The 20,023-nt window shown below is 57.2% G+C and carries 17 protein-coding genes; 6 read left to right on the top strand and 11 right to left on the bottom strand.

Going from position 1 to position 20,023, the window contains the following annotated elements:
• The first annotated feature begins 140 nt into the window (after positions 1-140).
• Positions 141-1,163, top strand: a complete 1,023-nt coding sequence (locus tag ACWPM9_RS22670; protein WP_484758089.1) for a LacI family DNA-binding transcriptional regulator — start codon at positions 141-143, stop codon at positions 1,161-1,163.
• Between the two features lie 246 nt (positions 1,164-1,409).
• Here ACWPM9_RS22670 and ACWPM9_RS22665 read toward each other — a convergent pair whose 3' ends face one another.
• The 9 genes from ACWPM9_RS22665 to ACWPM9_RS22625 form a co-directional block, all read right to left on the bottom strand.
• A complete protein-coding gene (locus ACWPM9_RS22665) occupies positions 1,410-1,805 on the bottom strand; it encodes a response regulator (protein ID WP_484758088.1) in 396 nt (131 codons plus the stop codon).
• A 44-nt stretch (positions 1,806-1,849) separates the two neighbouring features.
• A complete protein-coding gene (locus ACWPM9_RS22660) occupies positions 1,850-6,268 on the bottom strand; it encodes a CHASE domain-containing protein (RefSeq protein ID WP_484758087.1) in 4,419 nt (1,472 codons plus the stop codon).
• A gap of 209 nt (positions 6,269-6,477) precedes the next feature.
• Complete coding sequence (locus ACWPM9_RS22655; RefSeq protein ID WP_484758086.1) at positions 6,478-6,831, bottom strand: Hpt domain-containing protein; 354 nt, start codon at positions 6,829-6,831, stop codon at positions 6,478-6,480.
• Between the two features lie 78 nt (positions 6,832-6,909).
• Positions 6,910-8,160 (bottom strand): diguanylate cyclase domain-containing protein, encoded by a 1,251-nt coding sequence (locus tag ACWPM9_RS22650; protein ID WP_484758085.1) that lies wholly within the window; start codon positions 8,158-8,160, stop codon positions 6,910-6,912.
• 94 nt (positions 8,161-8,254) lie between these two features.
• The gene (locus ACWPM9_RS22645; RefSeq protein WP_484758084.1) at positions 8,255-9,598 is read right to left on the bottom strand and encodes a GGDEF domain-containing response regulator; all 1,344 of its coding nucleotides are present in this window, start codon (positions 9,596-9,598) and stop codon (positions 8,255-8,257) included.
• A gap of 458 nt (positions 9,599-10,056) precedes the next feature.
• The gene (locus ACWPM9_RS22640) at positions 10,057-10,557 is read right to left on the bottom strand and encodes a YciE/YciF ferroxidase family protein (RefSeq protein ID WP_428188832.1); all 501 of its coding nucleotides are present in this window, start codon (positions 10,555-10,557) and stop codon (positions 10,057-10,059) included.
• A 221-nt stretch (positions 10,558-10,778) separates the two neighbouring features.
• On the bottom strand, positions 10,779-11,408 hold the full coding sequence (locus tag ACWPM9_RS22635; RefSeq protein ID WP_484758083.1) for a 2-dehydro-3-deoxy-6-phosphogalactonate aldolase: 630 nt from the start codon (positions 11,406-11,408) through the stop codon (positions 10,779-10,781).
• A gap of 14 nt (positions 11,409-11,422) precedes the next feature.
• Entirely contained in the window at positions 11,423-12,367 is a 945-nt protein-coding gene (locus ACWPM9_RS22630) for a 2-dehydro-3-deoxygalactonokinase (protein ID WP_484758082.1), read from the bottom strand.
• Positions 12,364-12,609 carry a hypothetical protein gene (locus tag ACWPM9_RS22625; protein ID WP_428188835.1) on the bottom strand — a complete coding sequence of 82 codons (246 nt, stop codon included), beginning with the start codon at positions 12,607-12,609 and terminating at the stop codon, positions 12,364-12,366. Before ACWPM9_RS22625 ends, ACWPM9_RS22630 begins: the two co-directional genes overlap by 4 nt.
• A 304-nt stretch (positions 12,610-12,913) precedes the next feature.
• Here ACWPM9_RS22625 and ACWPM9_RS22620 point away from each other — a divergent pair, with 304 nt between their 5' ends.
• The 5 genes from ACWPM9_RS22620 to repC all read left to right on the top strand — a co-directional run bounded on the left by ACWPM9_RS22620 (position 12,914) and on the right by repC (position 18,369).
• Positions 12,914-13,861 (top strand): NAD(P)-dependent oxidoreductase, encoded by a 948-nt coding sequence (locus tag ACWPM9_RS22620; RefSeq protein ID WP_484758081.1) that lies wholly within the window; start codon positions 12,914-12,916, stop codon positions 13,859-13,861.
• Between the two features lie 127 nt (positions 13,862-13,988).
• Positions 13,989-14,225 carry a WGR domain-containing protein gene (locus ACWPM9_RS22615; protein ID WP_484758080.1) on the top strand — a complete coding sequence of 79 codons (237 nt, stop codon included), beginning with the start codon at positions 13,989-13,991 and terminating at the stop codon, positions 14,223-14,225.
• Between the two features lie 368 nt (positions 14,226-14,593).
• Positions 14,594-15,853: a plasmid partitioning protein RepA gene (gene repA / locus ACWPM9_RS22610; RefSeq protein WP_428189009.1), complete on the top strand. Its 1,260-nt coding sequence runs from the start codon at positions 14,594-14,596 to the stop codon at positions 15,851-15,853.
• Positions 15,850-16,908 carry a plasmid partitioning protein RepB gene (repB, locus tag ACWPM9_RS22605; protein WP_428189010.1) on the top strand — a complete coding sequence of 353 codons (1,059 nt, stop codon included), beginning with the start codon at positions 15,850-15,852 and terminating at the stop codon, positions 16,906-16,908. Before repA ends, repB begins: the two co-directional genes overlap by 4 nt.
• 246 nt (positions 16,909-17,154) lie before the next feature.
• Positions 17,155-18,369: a plasmid replication protein RepC gene (gene repC / locus ACWPM9_RS22600; protein ID WP_484758079.1), complete on the top strand. Its 1,215-nt coding sequence runs from the start codon at positions 17,155-17,157 to the stop codon at positions 18,367-18,369.
• 31 nt (positions 18,370-18,400) lie between these two features.
• Here repC and ACWPM9_RS22595 read toward each other — a convergent pair whose 3' ends face one another.
• Entirely contained in the window at positions 18,401-19,567 is a 1,167-nt protein-coding gene (locus ACWPM9_RS22595; RefSeq protein WP_484758078.1) for an ATP-binding protein, read from the bottom strand.
• A 168-nt stretch (positions 19,568-19,735) separates the two neighbouring features.
• Positions 19,736-19,945 carry a hypothetical protein gene (locus tag ACWPM9_RS22590; RefSeq protein ID WP_428189013.1) on the bottom strand — a complete coding sequence of 70 codons (210 nt, stop codon included), beginning with the start codon at positions 19,943-19,945 and terminating at the stop codon, positions 19,736-19,738.
• Between the last annotated feature and the right edge of the window lie 78 nt (positions 19,946-20,023).

Below are 20,023 nucleotides of genomic sequence, written 5' to 3'. Positions count from 1 at the left end.
ATCCTCACCATCACTATTGCCAGTTTTGCTCGCGGGAGCAAGCGCTATTTGCTCGCGGGAGCAAAAAATGTTTCGGGTTAAGTGCAAAGGGCGCTATCAATCGTATTGCGGGGTCGGTACATGGAGAGCGGGAGACAGGTATGCCAGACAAGAAACAACCCGGCTTTACTGCCCATGTCACCGCCGATGATGTGGCGCTTGCCGCCGGCGTGTCGCGCTGGACGGTCAATCGGGCCTTCCGCAAGGAAGCATCGATTTCGCCGAAAAGCCTGAAGAAGGTCATGGCGGCAGCCGAAAGCCTGGGCTATGTGCCCGATCTCAGGGCCGCGAGCCTTGCCTCGGACCGCTCGCATCTGGTGGCGCTGCTGATCGACGACTTCGCCAATCCGCACAAGCTGATCATGATGGAACGCCTTACCCGTATTCTGCGGCGTGAGGGATGGGATATCCTGCTGGTCAATACGCTCGACAGGGACGACGCCAGCCACGCGCTGCTGAACGCCAGCCAGAGACGGGTCGATGCGGTGATCCTCATCGGTATCCAGTTCGACGATGAAGTGCTGGAAACGGCACTTCATGCCCGACGCTTCCGCAAACTGATCATTTTCGCGCGGACGTCACGCAATCCGAACACCATTTCAATCGCCGTGGACGACATCCATGCGATGAAGGAAGTGGCCAATTATGTGCATGGCCGCGGCTATCGCAGGCCGATGTTTCTTGCCGGACCGCGCACCTATTCCGCCCATCTTCTGCGCCAGGAAACCTTCATCGATTATTGGCGGGAGCATTTCGGCGTAGAGCCTATCACGGTCAGCGTTTCGGCTTATGATCCGGCACTGGCCGCCGATATTGTCAGCGAAACGCTGGTCGGTCGCGCTCCAGAAGCACTGCCGGATATCATTGTCTGCGAAAACGACGCGCTTGCGATCGGCGCCATCGATGTCATCCGACACAAGCTCGGCCTGCGCGTGCCTGACGATATCGCCGTCACGGGTTTCGACGATGTTCCCCAAGCCGAAAGCGTCAACTATCGCCTGACGACCTACCGTCAACCGCTCACCGAAATGGTGGAATACCTGGTGGAAGTGCTCGGCAGTTCCGAGGACCGCGATTTCGACCGTCTGTTTCAGGGAAAGCTGGTGCCGCGCCAAAGCGCCTGAGCCTCCTACGGCGCCTCAATTTGCACTCCGCGCCAAGCAGTGCGTCGCAGTGCGCCAGAACGGCACGGCCGAAGGTCTTAAAAATATCGACGCGATGATCGCCGGTCTGAACCGGCTGAAAATATATTGGGCGCGAGGGCCGGATGGCCGTCGGTCGCTATGCGGCAAAGGCGGGTCAGAAGGATCGGCAATACTGGCCGCGCCGCCGACGATACGATCCCTTCCCCACCCTACTTCAAATTCTGCCTAGCTCGCAGGCGTGGAAACGCGGGCCAGAATTGCCATCGCCTGACTGGCGAGCGCCATGGGGTCGAAGGGCTTCGAGATCACTCCGGCAGCCCCCAATTGCATGAAATGATCCATATCCGAGGGCTGTGTGCGGGCGGTGATGAAAATCACCGGAATATCGACGCAGGTGGGCAGTTGCCGCAGGTTTTGAAGCGTCGTGGGGCCATCCATGCCCGGCATCATCACATCCAGCAGGATCAGATCCGGTTGCCAATCGGCCGCGATTTTCAAGGCTTCATGCCCGGATGCCCCCAGCTTCACGGCCACACCCTCGTTGAGTTCGAGCGCGATTTCGGCGACTTCGCGGATGTCGTCCTCATCATCCACATAGAGGATCTTCGTCAGTTCAGTCATGATAGCCCTCGATAATTTCGCGATCCGAAACACGTGCCGATGTGTCAGGTGAATTCCGGAGATCGGGTCGTGCGGATTGGTGCTTCGCCTGCGAACTTGGTCTTCGATTTTGCCGACAGTATTGACAGTATTGTCTCGACAATTCGCGCTTCCGACACGCGAGACTTCGTCACCACGGCAGCCACCCGACGCCGAACGTCCTCCGGCACCTCATTCGCGGTCAGGAGCATGATCGGCATCTCGGGTATGTCCATCCAGTCTTTCAGTTCCAGGAGTTCTAGGCCGGAGCCGTCCGGCATGCCGATATCGAGAACCATCATGTCGAAGCGCTGCTGGCTCAGGAGCACTTGAGCGGCCTTGAGGCTGCCGACTGGCACCATCTGCACCTGGCCCTGCAGCGAAAGCGCCAGCATTCGTCTAAGGTCGTCGTCATCTTCGACGTGAAGGACCGTCGGTATCGCGCGGGTATCGCTGTCGTACGATCCCTGTGCCTCCAGGATCATGTCCGGCGCCGTGTCAGGCGTTTCGACTGCCATTGCGAACTCAACCCAGAAACGCGTTCCCTTTCCCTCTTCCGTGGTGAAACCAATCTCCCCGCCCATCTTCTCGACGATCTGCTTGGTGATGTGCAAGCCGAGCCCGCTTCCGCCCTTCACCCGGGTTGAGGAAGAATCGCTTTGCAGAAACTTGCCGAAGATTTGCGACTGGAATTCCTGCGGAATACCCTGTCCCTTGTCTTCGACCGTGATGCGGATACGGTCGCCATTCAAGCCAGCATCGAGAGTGACATAATCGCTCTGGTCGGAGAACTTCGCCGCATTCGATAAAAGATTGGCGAGGACCTGTGCAAACCGCTCTGCATCGACCTTGATCTCCAGTCTTTCGTCGACCGGTGAAAGCCTGATATCGACGCCGTATTTTTCAGCGTAAGGCTGGTTCACTTCGACGGCATTTTCCAACATGCCAAGAAGATTTTCTTTCTTCATGTCGAAGCGCATCTTGCCGGATGCGATCTTGTCGATGTCGAGAATATCGTTGATCAGAACAGTCAGTCGCTCGCAATTCTTGTGGGCTATATCGAGCAAACGCATTGCCTTGTCGGGCAGATCCTTCGACATCGTGCCCACAACCAGACCGAGCGAGCCGCGAATGGAGGTTAATGGCGTTCGCAATTCGTGGCTGATGATCGATACGAATTCGTTCTTCAGACGATCGACTTCCTTGCGCTTGGTAAGGTCGACCATGACACCGAGATAGCCTTTGACGCCATTTTTCTCATCGTGCATGGACGTGACGGTCACGGCGGTGGGAAAACGCGTGCCATCCTTTCGGATTGTCGTGCACTCATATTCATCGATACCGAATAGATCGACCTTTCTGACAAGGGTTGAGAAACCTGCGGCTCCGACAGTTCCAAGTTCTTTGTCAAGTTCCGCATTGCGCAGGCGCAGTTCCTCAGGATCCCGCCACAGGGCTGGCGTGGCCTTGCCAATCACTTCGGCTGCGGAGTAGCCGAGATTTTGTTCGGCGGCATCATTGTAGAGTATCACGCGCCCCTGAAGGTCCGTGGCGACGATCATATAGGCTGTACTCTTTAAGACAGCAGATTTCATCATGTTGGATTCGCGAAGGGCCCGCTCCGCCGCGACGGCTTGGCTGGTGTCGCGGATGGTCGCGACGAAGCTGCAGGTGCCGTCGAGGACCATTTCGTTGACCGACAGATCCATGGGAAAAATGCTGCCGTCCTTTCGACGTCCGGTGAACTGGCGTTCGCTTGCAATCTCACTCGCTCCGCCGCTTTTGCCGAAGTAGCCAATTTCTTCGCTATCGTTGTCAGGGGCATGGATGAGGACCTGGAAGTCCCTGCCGATCAACTCATTCAGCGCGTAACCGAACATGCGCAGGCCGGCAGAATTTATCGTCTCGATGGTGCCGGTTGCGCTTACAGTCAGCAGGCCGTCCAGCACCGTATTCATCACCGTGGAATTATGGGTCGATTCCCGTTTGATGCGACGGTTGGATTTCTCCAGATAGCGTGTCTTCAGTCGAGAATTGACGCTTGCATGAGCAACGATTGCAGACAGCATGGCAATGACCAGACCTGCGATCAACACCAGGTCCGGCAGCGGTGTACGCTGCGAGGCCAGAAATGCCTTCGTTGGCGAAATGCTGATATTCCAGTTCTTGTCGTAGAGCCTGATCGGCGTCTTGATCGTCCAGTCGAGTGCTGCTTCGTCATCGACACTGCCGAATGTGTAGACGGATGTGGTTTCGAAGTTCACTTCGAATTGATAATGCGCGCTGGCGTCTGCAGAAATTGCCCCTCCAAAAAAGCCCTCGACGGAAAAGAGAGACACCAGATATCCATCAACAGTTCCGTCGATCTTCAAGGGTGTGCGAATCTCAAAGGCGGGATCGCGGTTCGACAGCGCAAAAGGCGCGCTTGCAACCTGCAATCCTGTCCTTGCCATATTGTCCAGTTCTTCCGGGGGGATGGTCCACGCAATGTGATCATCCGAATATTCGTAGTTTGAGGATGCAAGGCGTTCTCTGGTGATCACATTGTAATCGCGAGTCCGTAACTCGAGGGCTTCGAGGCCGACCATCTCCGAGATGTAGTTGCGTGCGTCACCGCGCCAGATATGCAGGGGGGTTCCCCCTGCCAGCTCCCAGCGAGACGCCATACGGTCGAGTGCCTGCAATTTGGCTTCGGTCTGGAACTTCAGCAAAAGCTCCATCTTGGTGGTTTCGCTGCTGATCAGCGTCTTGATGTAGGTCTGCTCCTTTGTCTCCAGGCTATTATAGAGCGAAACGGAGCCGGTTATCAGGATGATGAATACCGCTGATGGCAAAAGAAATGCCTTCTTTCCATCGATTGCCTCGACGGCATCATTGTCGCGCAGCGTTGTGAAGAAGAGAAACAGGCCGAAGAGAATAGTGAAGAGAATCCCTGAAACCAGAATAATCAGCGGATTGTCACTCTTGGCATTGTATTCAAACGGTAGCGTGCTCTCCATCAACACGTACCAGTTCTGCTGCATCACCTCGATCTGCTCGACCTTGGAGAAAACAGGGTTGCTGTCATCCCCTCTGTCTGGCCCGCTGTCGTAAATCAGTGCCGCTTCATCCTGCGTGGTACCGTCGTAGACGCGCAGGCGAACCGTGTTCGCCTGACTTCCCGTCAGGTTCTTCATGAAATTCTTGGCAACGAAAGGTGCGTAGATCCAGCCTTGGAACGCCCCTCGCCGTTGCAACTCCGTCGCCTTTGGTGCGCCAGATCTGTACATCGGGTGGAGTAACAGGAAACCGGGCGTTTTGGCATTGTCTTGCACCAGGACAATGCGCTTTGTCATGGCGGACTGGCCGCTGTCGCGGGCCAGATCGGCAGCAGCTTTGCGGTTCGTTTCAAAGGCGATATCGAGGCCAATCGCCTGCAGGTTGGCCTGTTCGGGCTCGATGTAAGAGATCACATAATGAACGTCGGCGTCTGTCTCTGGGTGAACATTGAATTTCTGGGCGCCGCCGGACCGCATCTCCCGGACAAATGCCGGCAGGCTTTCAGTGGTGTGCGGAGCAATCCAGCCTATGCCGTTGATGCCGGGAAAACTTTTGTGGAGGTTGAGGACGTTGACATACTGGCGCCATTCGGATCGCGTGACATTCTGGCTGCCTTGAAAATAGGCGGTGCCGCTCACCAGTGCGTTGTCATAGGAGGTCAGGCGGTCGAACAGGGCTTTCTTGGTCTCCACTGTCAGGGAGTGGAACTGGATTTGTCCTTTTTCGAACGCCGATTCGGTGGACACTTTCCAGGCGTAGAATGTCAGGACCAACGGAATGAGCAGGACCAGAAGGGATGAGATTGGAAGATTGCCGAGTGTCCTTCCGCGCCATGAAACCCGTTGTGGGCCGGGTGCCAGCAAGATAAGGGGCAAAAAGACCAGAACACCAAACAGGTCTCCGGTCCACCACGTCAGCCAGTTCTGGAAAAATGCCTCTCCGCTCACCACACCCGCCATATAGAGCGAGCAGACACCGACACTTGCGGCGATCAGGCAGGGCAAAGGTCCCGTCATGACCACCAGCCGAAGCACGTCCTTCAGGCTATTGATCTGAATCGGCAGTCCGCTGAACCGGCGCACGAGCAGATGGGCGACCAACGCCTGCCATGTGGAGCCCAACGCAATGGTGAACGCGACGGCCATCTTGATGCTGTCGAGCCCGGCATCCGGCGAGTAGGCGCCGGCGATATAACAATTGACCAGGAATGAGCCGAGCAGGACACCGGGCCAAACGCTCGCGCCGAGGATAAACAGCGCCCCGATCGCGATGCCGGAAGGCGGCCAGATCACCGTCGCATAACCGGGTGGGACAGCCAGGTACAAGCCCAGACGTCCGGAAACCGCATAGCATGTCGCGACGATGAGCACCTTGGCCAGATAGACGCCGAGTGATTTGATATCCATGAAATCAACCTGGTCCGCTTTGGCAACCATCCCCATTAAGTAAGATCTACCTAAAGTAGGGGGCAGTTATTAATTAATGCTTGTGATCGCGCTTTGCGTCTTCATCTTTTGTGGGCAGCTTTTTGGGCGATCGTCACAGGTTGCCATCAACCGGATCCCGGTTCCCCCGGGGCCGCGATGCCGCTTCAAAGGGATTGCGCGAATGCGATTTAATCTTCACTCAAGGCGTCGAGATGCGCGAGGACTGTGTTGAGAGCCGGGATCCACTCTTCGCTGAAACCTTCCGACTGGCGCAGCAGTCTCTTGGTGGCAGCCGTGGCTTCGCTTAGCTCGCGATAGCCGAAGATTCCGCCTGTTCCAACGAGGGAATGGAGCACCGGTATCACTTCCGCGCGGAAGGACTGGGGGTCGTCACGATGGATGTTCTCTTCCAGTCGTGCTCGGATCATCTCGGCATTGTCCCTGCAGCGAACGATGAAGAGAATACGCAATTGCTCAATGCGGTTGCGTGCGGCCTCAGGCAACGGGTTTGGTGCAATTTTAGATGCCGTTTCGCTCGTCATCGACTGTCGTTCCTTCGTGATAGCCTAATGGTGCTTTTGCTGGGTTTGATGGTTTCGGGGCCTCTTCGCAGTGCGCGCTCAACTGTCTGGATCGCAGAATTCCACTCCGACCTCATTGTCGACGTGCCAGCATTTTCGAACCTTCCTGAAAGGTCCTGTGTCGGAGACTTGCAGCAAAAAATACCGTGGCAGCGGCACCGGCCCTTCCATCCGAAGGCGCGCCCCGGTGTCGGAGATATTGCGCACCGTGCAGCTGATGCGCGAAGACCATTCTTCCATGGAGATGACGGCCGATTTGAAAACCCTTTTGCGCGGTGCGCGGCGGCGTTCCTCGCCGGTCAGCGTATCGATGCCGGGCTGCGGAAGCACCTTCCAATCCTCCGGCTTGCTTTCGCCGGCATGAACTTTCTGCTGTTCAATTTCGGATGTCAGATAGCTGGAAATTTCCTCCAGAGTCCCGCCATGCTGCGGATACACGGCATATGCCAGCCTGCTCGTGATCTGAAGTTTTGCCGACTTGTGGAAATGCGTGAATGAAAGGTCGCTCTCGAAGCGCTGCGTGCGTTCCTTGAGATAAGAAACGGATTGGTTGCGGCTGACGATGTAATAGAATGTATCCTCGTCCCAGCGCCCGCAAAAATCCTCCTGTCGTATCGTCTGGCGCAGTCTGTTGGCAAAGACGCGCAGGACTTCATCACTGCATGTCGGCCCCAGTTGGGTCACTATTTGCTCATGTTCGGCCATGTGGATGGCAATGATGGCAAAGGGAATATTCTTCAAATCCGCCGCGGTCTTGATGGTGGCCAGTTTGTTGTCGAGTTCTTCGCGCCGGTATAAGCCGGTCAGGTCGTCGAACATGGACTTCTTGCGTAGCATGTCGATCTCATGCCGATGCGCGATGACCATCTCATGCCGGGCGATCGACCGGCGAATGGCGTATGTGACCTGATCCAGGTGGAGATTGCGCTTGGGCAGAAAGTCTTGAAGGCCAAGACGGAAGGCCTTGATGGCGGTCCGCTGGGATTCATCCGCCGACATCATGATCACAGGTGCCAGATTGGTGAAACGCTGTTGCAGCTGTTCATGCATGCGGAAACCATTTTCCAGGTCGAGTTTGTAGTCGAGAAGAATACAGTCCGGCATTTCCTTTTCGAGCACGGCAATCAGACTTGCACTGTCGAAAGCCTCCGTGATGCGCAGATTGGTCTGCCCCAGGGAGATCGCCAGGTGCTTGCGGAACAGCTCGTCGTCATCGACCACACAGACGGATCGTCCATCGAGGATGATATCGTCTATTTCATCGCTGATGGCTTCGTAATTTACTTTCATGGTCTTTTGCCTTCACCGAGATTATTCTCTTCGCGATTGCGGGAAATGCTGGACTGAGCAGGTGCTGATAAGCCTGCGAGATGATGGCGCTGCATCAGACTGCTCCACGTTTGCGTCTGGACACGGGTGCGGCTTCCACATCGGCGATCTCGGCGATTTCGACACGGTTGCGGCCCGAATTTTTTGCCAGGTAGAGAGCCTTGTCTGCCTCGGCGAACACCATTTCCGGCTCCGCACCCACGACACTGCCGGCAATTCCCGCGCTCAGTGTCATGGAAAATTGTGTCGGTTCGCCATCGAAGACGATCTTGGAAAAGTGAATGCGGAAATTGTTGATCACCTCGAAGACGACTTCAGGCGTGGTATCCAGCATCAGCACGGCAAATTCTTCGCCGCCATATCGCCCCACCACGTCGGTCTGGCGTACCCAGCCGACCAGCGAACGCGCGAGAATGGACAACACCTTGTCGCCGATCGGATGGCCCCAGGTGTCGTTCACTTTCTTGAAGTGATCGACATCGATCATCACGATGCAGAACTGCTGCTTGCTGCGGTTGAAACGGATCTGCTCATAGCTTACCCGCTCCTTGAACCGCTTGTGATTGACCAGTCCCGTCAATCCGTCTTTTTCGATCAGCCCTTGCATCACGCGTGCGCGTTCCACCCGCAATTGGACAAGGGCCACGAGAGCATCGAAATCAGCGCGCTTGGAGATGAAGTCATCGCCGCCGAAGCGACGGGCCTGCATCTGGATGGTCTTGTTCTCCTCAGACGAGAGAAAGACAATCGGGATGGAAAGATAGTTCTGGTGCTGGCGAACGACCTTGGCAATCTCGATGCCATCGGTATTGGGCATCTGAAGATCCATGATGATGATGTCGAAAAAACCGCGGTCGAGGGTGTCTATGATCTTGAGCGGATCGTTTTGAACCTTGACGGTCATGCCGCTGGCGCGCAGCATTTCGGCATAGACTTCGGAAGACAGCGGGTCGTCATCGACGAGGAGGATGGAGGCCGGTTGTTGACCGATCATGCCACCGAGATGCTCGAGCCACAGAATCAACTCGTTTGGATCGACAGGTGACGCAATGATCGTGCTGATATTGGCGCGTGCGCATTCCACCCGGAATGTCAGATCGGTATTGTTCGACACCAGGATCTTGGGACAATCGTCGACGAATTGAGCGCATATGTTGAGGGCTTCGGGGATCGCCCCGTCGATAACGATAATGGTTGATCCCTCGCAGTGCGGCGTCTTGCTTCTGGCCTCGTCGGCTGCACTGTAATTGAGAGGCCGAAGGACCGCAGAGACGTTGTCCAGAAATGTCTGATCGCCAATTACCTTTACCGAAGGACGGGAGGAATTGACGAAAATCCTCTCCTGCAACGGAAGCCCAAGCGTCCGGTCGTTCCTCTTGGGTGATGACCTGCTAGACATATGAATTTCCTACTTCCTTCGCCCTGTCTCATTCTGCGATGGACCTGTCCTGGAAAGCCTCGTTATGTCCAAGCTCCTTCAGTGGCGCAGGTCCGCCCGATCTGCGGATATGTGGCATCTCTCCGGTCGGTCGCGCCCTGTTGGCCGATGACGACAGAGAGGTGCATCTGTCAACATTAGGGAACAATAACTAAGCGAATATTAAATTAGCTGTTGTTTCGCAGCTGCGACCGCTGCCGACGGAACGCCGCTCTTGTTTGGCCGGCGGTCGGGCGGAAGGGATCGGGGGTGGCGTGAACCTTTGAGGTCGCAGGGGAGGCCCTCCCCTCCCCTTCTGTCTCGTAAAAGGTCTGCGCCGTCACAGATTGATTTGATTGGGGGGTATCAAAGCAAGTGGACGTCATGAGCCCGCAATGCGAGTGGGCCCATGGTCACCGTCATGGGCCCACTCATAAGTCTCAGGCGGCTTTCTTTGCCCTTGCATTTGCAGAGGCAATGGCAAGCTTGGTCAAAGCACTGTCGGTCTTGGATTCTTCGTCCAGTGTCTGGCCAAGAAGGTCGGCTGCTTCTTTGTAGCCCAGTTCCGTTGCCCAGCGCTTCAACGTGCCGTAGCGTGTCATTTCATAGTGCTCGACAGCCTGTGCTGACGAAATCAGGCCAGCATCCAGCGCAGAGGTCCCCTTGAATTCATCGATGATCTCCTCGCCTTCGGCGATGATACCTTCGATCGCATCGCAGGTCTTGCCGCGCGGTGCCTTGCCGATCAATTCGAAAACCTTGACCAGCCGTTCGATCTGACCTTCGGTTTCGTCGTGATGTTTCTCGAAGGCCGACTTCAGCTCTTCGGACTCGGCCGCACGCTTCATTTTAGGAAGCGTTTTCAATATTTTACGTTCTGCGTAGTAAATGTCTTTCAGAGTATCGTGAAAGAGGTCTTCCAGTGTTTTTTCTTTCGACATCGGTTCCATCCCTTTGAAAACAGCACGTCTCCTGGCGTGCTTTCCTAGCAAGCCGCAAAGCCGGTCTTTTGTTCCGTGCAAAGGCGCAGGACACGCTCATTCCGTGTGGTTCAAAGAGCGGAGACGGATCGCACAAACGACAAAACGGGCGCTGAGTTTGCAACGCCCGTTCATTTGCCTGCTTAAAGCGCAAGCGATATCGATCTCTTTTGGTCGGTCGCCTATCCGCGTGCGGCGTCGTAGGCCGCAATCGTCGTCTTGGCCCGTTCTTTCACCTCAGCCGAAGTCATGCCCGGCTTGTAAAGACTGGTGCCGAGACCGAAAGCCTTGATGTCGGCCTTCATGTAGTCGGCGAAGTTCTGGTCGGAGACACCGCCGACGGCTGCAATCAGCAGATCCTTGGGGAGGATGGAGCGAATGGCATTGATGCCTGATGCTCCAAGCACGCTTGCCGGAAAAAATTTGAGACCCGTTGCGCCGGCCTTGGCAGCGGCCAGCGCTTCCGTTGCGGTGAAGACGCCCGGCAAGGTCACCATGCCCTTTTCATAGGCGGCGCGGATAACCTCCGGCTCGACATTCGGGCTTACCATCAGCTTTCCGCCGGCGGCATCAAGCGTCGTGACATCCTCGACGGTCAGCACTGTGCCGGCGCCGATCAGGCAGTTGGCGGGGGCCATCTTGGCGGAAATCTCGATCGACTTGAACGGATCGGGAGAGTTGAGCGGAATCTCGATGGCGGTAAAGCCGGTTTCGATCAGCCCGCCGACAACGGCTTCGGTCTCTTCGGGTTTCAAACCACGCAGAATGGCGACCAGTGGATAGGTCATCTCGGGAAACGGAATACGGTTCATAAATCTGGTCCTTGTTAAATCTGCGCGAAAATGTGCTGTGCTGCGGCGAAGAGGCCGCGACGAACGGCAATGTCGGCGTCCACGGTCTGGCAACGGATATCAAGCACGCTGAAGGCTGCCTCATAGAGCTCCTTCAAAGGGCCGGTGGCAACAAGGCAGATGTCCCTTGCGTCCGGGGCGAGTGCGAGGCCGCCGGCGAGTTCTGCGCCGAGCAGATAGCCGGACAGGGCCGCACTGGAGGCTTCAGCCTCGACGCCATGCAGCAATTGTCCAGAACGCACCGTAAAGAGAAGATTGGTCAGGCTTTCGGGCGCATGAAACGCTTTTGAGACGGCGGCGAGGAAAGCGGGGCTTGCGCCCCCTTTGCCGTTTGCGATCGAATGCGACAGCACGGAATGGGTGGAAATGACATCGAACAGTTCGCCTGTCATGAAGGTGGAGAAGCGTTCCACCTTGTCGCCGGACAACTGTACCCATTTCGAATGGGTACCCGGCATGCAGACGATCTGGGTTTCGCCTGTCGTCCCGGACAGAGCGCCGACCAATTGGGTTTCTTCTCCGCGCATGACATCGGGGTGGTCCGCGTTGCGCTGTGCAAGCCCTGGCAGAATGCGGATGTCGCGGGCTTGGCCGGCGATCTTGACCGAACCGTCGAAGATGGCAGGAAGACTGGCCGGCAGATCGATATAGCCCGCCTCCATCCAGCCCTGACGGGCGCCGGCCATGCCGCAGATCACCACGGGAATATCGGCAGGCGCCTTCAGGGCGTCCAGATGCGAGGCAAGTATCTTTGCAAAGCTGTTATCTGCCGCCCCCGTGGTCATGCCTTCGCGGCTGCGGCGTTCGCCGAGAACCGTACCTGCGGGCGACAGCAGCCAGAGCCTGAAACTGGTTGTGCCCCAATCGACGGCCACATAGGCCGGCGCGGTGTTTTCTGAAGTGGATGCGCTGTCTGTCATATTGCTACTGCCGTTGTTTGCTGCCGCTTACCCTTCGAGAATGCTGCCATCCTCATGGTGCCAGATCGGATGCGCCAATGATGGCCTTCCCTGATGCGCTCTATCACATTGTTTTCGTCGACTTCTACCCCAAGACCATGCGCTTGCGGCATGCTGACTAAGCCGTCCGAATAGGCGAACACGGCCTTGTTGACAATATAGTTCGGAATGTCATTGGACCTGCGGTCGTGGATCTCCCGCACGTCCCCTTCCCTCTCAAGCCGACGCTGGTGCATATGACGAGATCGTCTGGGCTCGGATAGGCCGTGCGGCATGTCTGGCCTCTTGTTCTTTGTCCTTCGGTTTCACTGTCGGCGGGGCGCCGGTGATTGACAAGATCCTGCTCTCGACCAATGGTATCGCGGTGCGGGCGATCAATGTCCGTTCTCCTGCCGTATATTGCGCGATCGGATTGGTCGTGCCTCTCATGTCATCTCACCCGTGTGAAGCGTCGGGTTCTGTGGCTTCGGACCCTCGCTGTTGCACAGCTATTGCCAAGGAATGCTCATGTCCCCTCCCCCCGTGATCGTCAATCATCTGAGCGCTGAGATTGGCGAGGCGCTTCTTGCACATCCAAGCAGGCCGCGGGTCATCAATGCCCCTGAACCGGATCATCCATGGTTGATTGACGAGGACGCCGACATTCTGGTCACAGGGTCGTTCTCCAAGTGGAAGCAAGCGCCTGACCATTGGCGCGCTGCGGAAAAATTGAAGTGGGTGCAGGTGGCATCGACCGGGGTGGAGGTCTACCCGCCGGGCTTGAAAACAGGGCCGGTGATGACCTGTGGTCGCGGTCTCAATGCCGTTCCGATTGCGGAGTTCGTGTTTGCCGCCATGTTGCGGGTCGAGAAGAAGATCGAACAAACCCGCGCGCGCGAAGAAGCAGACTGGGTCCATCCCGAAATCGGCAGTCTTCACGGTCGGACCATTGGCCTGATCGGCTATGGCTCGATCGGTCAGGCGATCACGTCGCGGGCACTGGCATTCGGCATGAAGGTTATCGTCAATCGCCGGGGCGCGTGGGATCGTGTGCCGGATGGCGTAACGCCCTGCCCCTCGCCTGAGGAAGTGTTTGCCAAGGCCGATCATCTCGTCATTGCGGCCCCGCTGACAGATGAGACCCATGGGCTGGTCAATACCGCGCTCCTGTCTCGTTCCAAGCCGGGCCTTCATCTGATCAATATTGCGCGCGGTGCGCTCGTCGATCAGGATGCACTTCTAGCGGCACTGGAGGAGGGTGTGATTGCAGAAGCCACACTCGACGTGACGACGCCGGAGCCATTGCCGGATGGTCATGTTCTTTACGGTCACTCCAATGTTCTGATCAGTCCGCATATATCCTGGCGCGGCGGCGACCAGGACGGGATGTTCCTGGAGCGGCTGTTGTCCAATCTTGACGCCTATGTTCAGGGTGAACCTCTGCAATCTCGCGTCGACCCGGTTGCCGGTTACTAGCACGCTTCAAAAGGACAGGTGTTGCCTTCGAAAGATTGCGCCATGCATCACTGGCGTGAATCGGTAGGGTGTGATTGATTCCAAATCGTCGTTGGACGGCTTGAAGCTGCCCGCGCAGAATCGCTTGATGATCGATCAAGCATTCACCATCCATCTTCGTCGCATCGAACCGGCTCGCAACATGCACCGGTTTTATCGCCTCAGTATCAGTGTTGACCTGTTCGGCCATCCGGTGGTTCTGCGCCAGTGGGGCCGGATCGGCACACGGGGTCAGGAGAAGGCGGAGTTCGTTGCAGACCTGAACGGCGCATATTTGCGCCTTTCGCAAATCGAACGCAGCAAGCGCATTCGTGGATATTCCTAGCTGGGGATAAGCTGGTGCGAACAAGTTGACAGCTGTCAACAGCTCGAATCCCGAACGGCGAGCCACTGAGTCTCTCCGTCAGATCGACACGAATTGTGCCAAAATCATCCTTGGATAGGCCGCATCGGCTGGAAATTAGATCCTAGAAAACACTTGACGCGACTCGCTTGATCCTACAGCGTCGTCTAACGGCTGTTGGTGGATATCTCTGCGTTCGCCGTAAATGAGTTGGGTTGATGTAAGTGAACTTCCAACGCGTATATTCACGCTGGCGGGAATCGCATAGGCTTTGCAAAATACCCCGTCACAACGCGTGAGGCCATGAAGACTTGAGACGCGGCAGTGGCGGGACACGAGGAGACGAGAGGATGGCCAATCAGTCCTCAGTTAAGATCAATGAAGAGGTTTTTAGTTTGCGCCCGGCTGATGAAACAATCGCGGAAGACGCACAGGCGCTGTCTGCCCAGTTGAAGGCGATGCGCGAACGGCTGTTTCCGCCGAAGTCGCAGAAGACCTTGCGCAGCTTTACCTCCGGCGAAGCCGCGCGCCTGATCGGCGTATCCGACGGTTACCTGCGTCAGCTCTCGCTGGCAGGTGACGGACCGCAGCCGGAAGTGGGGGCTGGTGGGCGGCGCTATTATTCGCTGGCCGATATTGATGCACTGAGAAACTTTCTGGCCGAGCAGGCTCTGGCCAAGGGGAACGACGCCAAGGCGCGTTCCTATGTGAAGCGGCGCGATCCCGAGCGCGGTGAACATATGCAGGTGATCACGGTCACCAACTTCAAGGGCGGATCCGGCAAGACCACCTCGGCTGTTCATCTGGCGCAATCGCTTGCCATGACCGGGCATCGGGTGCTGGCTGTCGATCTCGACCCGCAGGCATCGCTTTCGGCGCTGTTTGGTTATCAGCCGGAACTCGATCTGTCGGGCAATGACACGCTTTATGGTGCCATTCGCTATGATGGTGACGTTCGCCCATTGCATGAAATCATCCGCAAGACCTATTTCCACAATCTCGATCTTCTGCCGGGCAATCTGGAACTGCAGGAATTCGAACACGCGACACCGCGTGCCCTGGCGCAACGGCTGCCGGGCGAGACGCAGAACCTGTTCTTCACCCGCGTTCAATCGGCGCTGCAATCGGTCGCCGATGATTATGACGTGGTGGTGATCGATTGCCCGCCACAGCTTGGCTATCTGACCTTGTCAGCGCTCTGTGCCTCGACATCTGTGATCGTGACGGTGCATCCGCAAATGCTGGATGTGGCCTCGATGAGCCAGTTTCTGTTCATGACATCTGATCTGTTGAGCGTCGTGCGTGAGGCGGGCGGCGAACTGAAGTTCGACTTCCTGCGCTATCTGATTACCCGTTTTGAACCGCATGATGGGCCGCAGACGCAGATCGTCGGTTTCCTGCGCTCGCTGTTTGGTGAGCGTGTGCTGACCGCACCCATGGTGAAATCGACCGCAGTCTCCGATGCCGGTCTGACCAAGCAGACGCTGTATGAGGTCGGTCGGGAAAACTTCTCGCGCGGCACCTATGACCGCGCCATGGAATCGCTCGATGCCGTCAATGCGGAGATCGAGCAACTTATTCATTCCGCATGGGGGCGTGGCAAATCATGAGCGGGAGCAATCGCAAATCTTCCCTGAAAGCACTGTTCGGCGAACCGATGCCGCCGGCACCGGAAACCAAGTCGATGCCATCCGGCGATAATTCGGATGTGCCGTCGCAAGCTGTGAAAAGCGATCCGCCACGGGCGACATCCGGTGCCGTAAAGGCCATGGGTCTGTCGCTGTCGGCGATCGCGCGCGAAGCCGAGGAGGCACGCGCGCTGCGCCAGGCCATGGAAGAGGGCGAGCGTATTCTGTCGCTCGACGCCGACAAGATCGACGGTTCCTTTGTCAGCGACCGGTTGAGCGAAGAGCAGCGCGACGATCCGGACTTTCTGACCTTGATCGAGAGCATTCGTGAAAGCGGCCAGCAGGTGCCTATCCTGGTGCGCCCGCATCCGCAAGCGCAGGACCGTTTTCAGGTCGCCTATGGGCATCGCCGTTTGCGCGCTGCCCGTCGTCTGGGTGTGCCTGTCAAGGCGATCGTGCGCCAACTGGGCGACGAAGAGCTGGTGCTTGCCCAGGGCAAGGAAAATGCCGAGCGGCGCAATCTCAGTTTTATCGAGCGTGCGCTGTTTGCCAAAACGCTGACGGATCGCGGCTTTGAGCGCAAGCTGATCGGCGATGCCCTGGCTGTGCAAAAGAGCGAGCTGTCGCGCCTGTTGCAGGTGGCAGAGGCGGTTCCGATCCGCTTTGCCCGACAGATTGGTCCAGCACCCAAAGCCGGCCGTGCCCGCTGGATGGCGCTGGGCGAATTGCTTTCAACCGGCGCCGGCATCGAGAAGGCGACCGATGAGGTTTATTCGGAACGCTTCAAATCCGCCCAAAGCGACGAACGCTTTACGCTTTTGTTTGACCGCCTGTCACGCCGATCGAAACAGGCCAAGGCTGTCGCCGAGGATCTCAAAGGCCCGGACGGGAAATCGTTCGCGCGGATGAGCCGGCAGGGCAGGGCGGTAAAAATAGAATTCAAAGCCGATGTGTCGGAGCAGTTTTTAGAGACGCTCAAGGCTCGGCTTGGAGAAGATTACGCGGCTTTCGTGAAGAACGAAGGCGGTGATTCGTAAGGTGCGAGGCTGCTAGCCACCGCATCAGGGTAATCGCAATCACTTGAAAGGAAGCGTCGAGACAAGAAAAAAGGCCCCCAAAACGTCACCATTTCGGAAGCCCTCTTCTATGTAGCAATTCGAGAGAATCACTTCCAAGGATCAAAGTCAAGAGTCAGCGACGCATCCGTGTCGATGAGCGATGATTTGCGTCCGGAAATGAAGCGTCGCGGGATCCAGCTTGTCTCCTAGACCGGGGACCGTGACATGATTGAGAGACTTGCAACGACGCCTTTCGGCGGCGGCAGTATGTCTGCGCGGCTTTTTGCCAGGCAGAAGGCTGTGGCTGACAGGCAGGAGAAACTGCGCGCTGGCGACGGCGGCAATGATGGTGGCCAGACAGACAAATGGCAGCTCATCAGGGCGCTGACGGAGGCGGCTGGCCAATATGGCCTGGGTGACCGCACCATCGGCCTGCTGGAAGCTCTATTGAGCTTCACGACAGAGCGTATGCTCGATGGCAGCCAGCCTATTATTGTCTTCCCGTCGAACAGGGAACTGTCGCTGCGTTCGCGCGGCATGGCCCCAGCGACCATCCGCCGTCATTTGTCGGCATTGGTCGAGGCCGGCCTGATCTTTCGCCGCGATAGTCCGAACGGAAAACGGTTCTGCCGGCGTGACGATCACGGACAGGTGGAAGATGCCTATGGATTCGATCTGTCTCCGCTAGCGCTGAGAGCGGGCGAAATCCATGCGGCTGCCGACAAGGCCCGTGCCGAGGACAAGGCTATAAGAGCCCTCAGAAGCGAAATTACCCTCCATCGGCGCGATGTCGCCAAGATCATCGCGTGTGCGATGGAGGAGGGCCGTGAAGGGGATTGGGAAGGCCTTGCTGCAGAACTCGGGTCTGTTGCGATCACCATGCCACGCAATGCACCGCCTGCCGACCTTGAACGTCGCCGGGAACAGCTCCTTATCCTGCGCAAGCAGGTCGAAGATACCTACCTGAAAACCCTGTCAGAAGAAGAAATGAGCGCCAATGACGTCAATTCTGAGCGCCAACAACAGAATTCAAACACAGACTCATCATTTGAAATAAGCGGCTATGACCCCAACACGGGCGAAGTCGAGAAACCCGAAACCCAGGCACCTGAACGAAAGCTTGCTCTCAGTCTTGCAAGGTTCAGGCGAACCTGCCCGCAAATAGGGGATTATGCCAAGGATGGGATTGCCGGCTGGGCGGATCTGATCAAAACGGCGGATCTCGTCCGCTCGATGCTGGGGGTTTCTCCTGATGCCTGGCAAAAGGCGAAGACCGCGATGGGAGAGCAGGCAGCGTCGGTCGTCGTGGCGATCATGCTTGAAAAGGCGGATACGATCCGGTCCCCCGGCGGTTATCTGCGCGATCTGACGACCAAGGCTCAAAAGGGTACATTCAGCATCTTCCCGATGCTTCAGGCGCTTGAACGACAGCGGCAATAGGGAAGGGGCTATGACCGGCTTCATGCAGACCTTACCGCAAAGCCGCGAGATCCTCGGCAAGGGCGGTCAAAGACAGCGCATCGGTTTCCGTGTTGAGGGGATAGCGTTCGCTGCCCGGATAAACGACGAAGCGGCGCGCCGGTTTGAGATCGTCGCAGGCGAGGTGAAATCCCTTTTCGACCTTTGGCGACAAGGAGCGCTTGATCTCGATGGCCCAGAGCTTGCCGCCGGGCAGGGTGATGAGAAGATCAATCTCGGCGCCGGCAGCCGTGCGATAGAAGTGGCATTCGGATCCATGGGGGGCAACGGCTGCCAGTGTCTCGATGACGAAGCCTTCGAAGCTGGATCCGGCGACCGGATGGGCCAGCAATTCTTCAAGCGAGCCGATGCCCAGCAGAGCGTGCGCCAGGCCGCTGTCGCGCACATAGACCTTGGGCGATTTGACCAGACGCTTGCCGGCATTGGCATGCCAGGGTTCCAATCGCCGAACGAGGAGAAGATCGACCAGAAGATCGAGATAGGCGGCGACCGTCTTGCCATCCACGCCAAGCGAACGGGCAAGCGAGGCGGCATTCAAAAGCCCGGCCTGGTGATGGGCGAGCATGGTCCAGAAGCGCCGCAGGGTTTCGGCAGGAATGCGCGGTCCAAGCTGCGGGATGTCGCGCTCCAGATAGGTGCGGATGAAATTCTGCCGCCAGCGCAGGCTGGCGCGGTCGCTGGAGGCCAGCAGACTGTCGGGAAAGCCACCGCGCACCCAAAGATCGTTGACAGATGTCAACGCGACTTCGGAAGCATCGATTGGTTGCATTTCAAGATAGGCGATGCGACCGGCAAGCGTCTCCCCCGACTGCTTGAGAAGGTCAATAGAGGCGGAACCCAACAGCAGATAGCGACCGGTCTTGCGCCCCTCGCGCCGGCCCCGATCGATGAGACCGCGAAGATTTTGAAAGAGGTCCGGCAGACGGTGGACTTCATCCAGGATCACCAGCTTGTCGGCGTGTCCGGCAAGGTAGAGTTCCGGATCGGACAGCTTGGCCCGGTCGGCGTCGGATTCCAGATCGAGATAGATCGAAGGACGGTTTTGCGCGAGCTCGAGTGCAATCGTGGTCTTTCCAACCTGTCGCGGCCCGAGAAGGGCAACAGCGGGGTTGGTATCGACGAGTTCTGCAAGTTCGGTGGCAATATGGCGCTTTATCATCCTTGCATTTATGGAGGGACGCTCCAGAATTGCAAGGATGAATTTGCGCTCAGACTGAGAAACACCGGGTGGCGGACGACAACATCGGCTAAGACAACAGCCTCCTTGGTCAGAGACGACCGGTCTGCTATTTCACATCAAGCCGCAGGCTCTGCGGCGTGGCGCGTCCTACTCCTCTTGGAGCAATCCGTCGAAGACTTCGATCAAGGCTTCAGATATCGCCTGACCGAGTGCGTTGGCGGTTTTGGCAATCTCTTCCTCGTTGCCATCGCGGGCGGCGACAGCCAGATCGCCGGCCTGATCGGCAACAATTGCCCGGGCGCGCTCGATGGCCCATTGGGCAAAATCGCTGCGCGATTCAATTGTGGTGGTTTCCATGCAGAATTCCTGTCTTGTTGAGGAAATTTTCAGCTTTTGCCGTCATTGTTGGATGGCGCGTTGAGTTGTGCGTACGCG

The organism is Agrobacterium sp. H141 (assembly GCF_057158725.1).
This window is presented reverse-complemented; position numbering and strand designations above follow the sequence as displayed.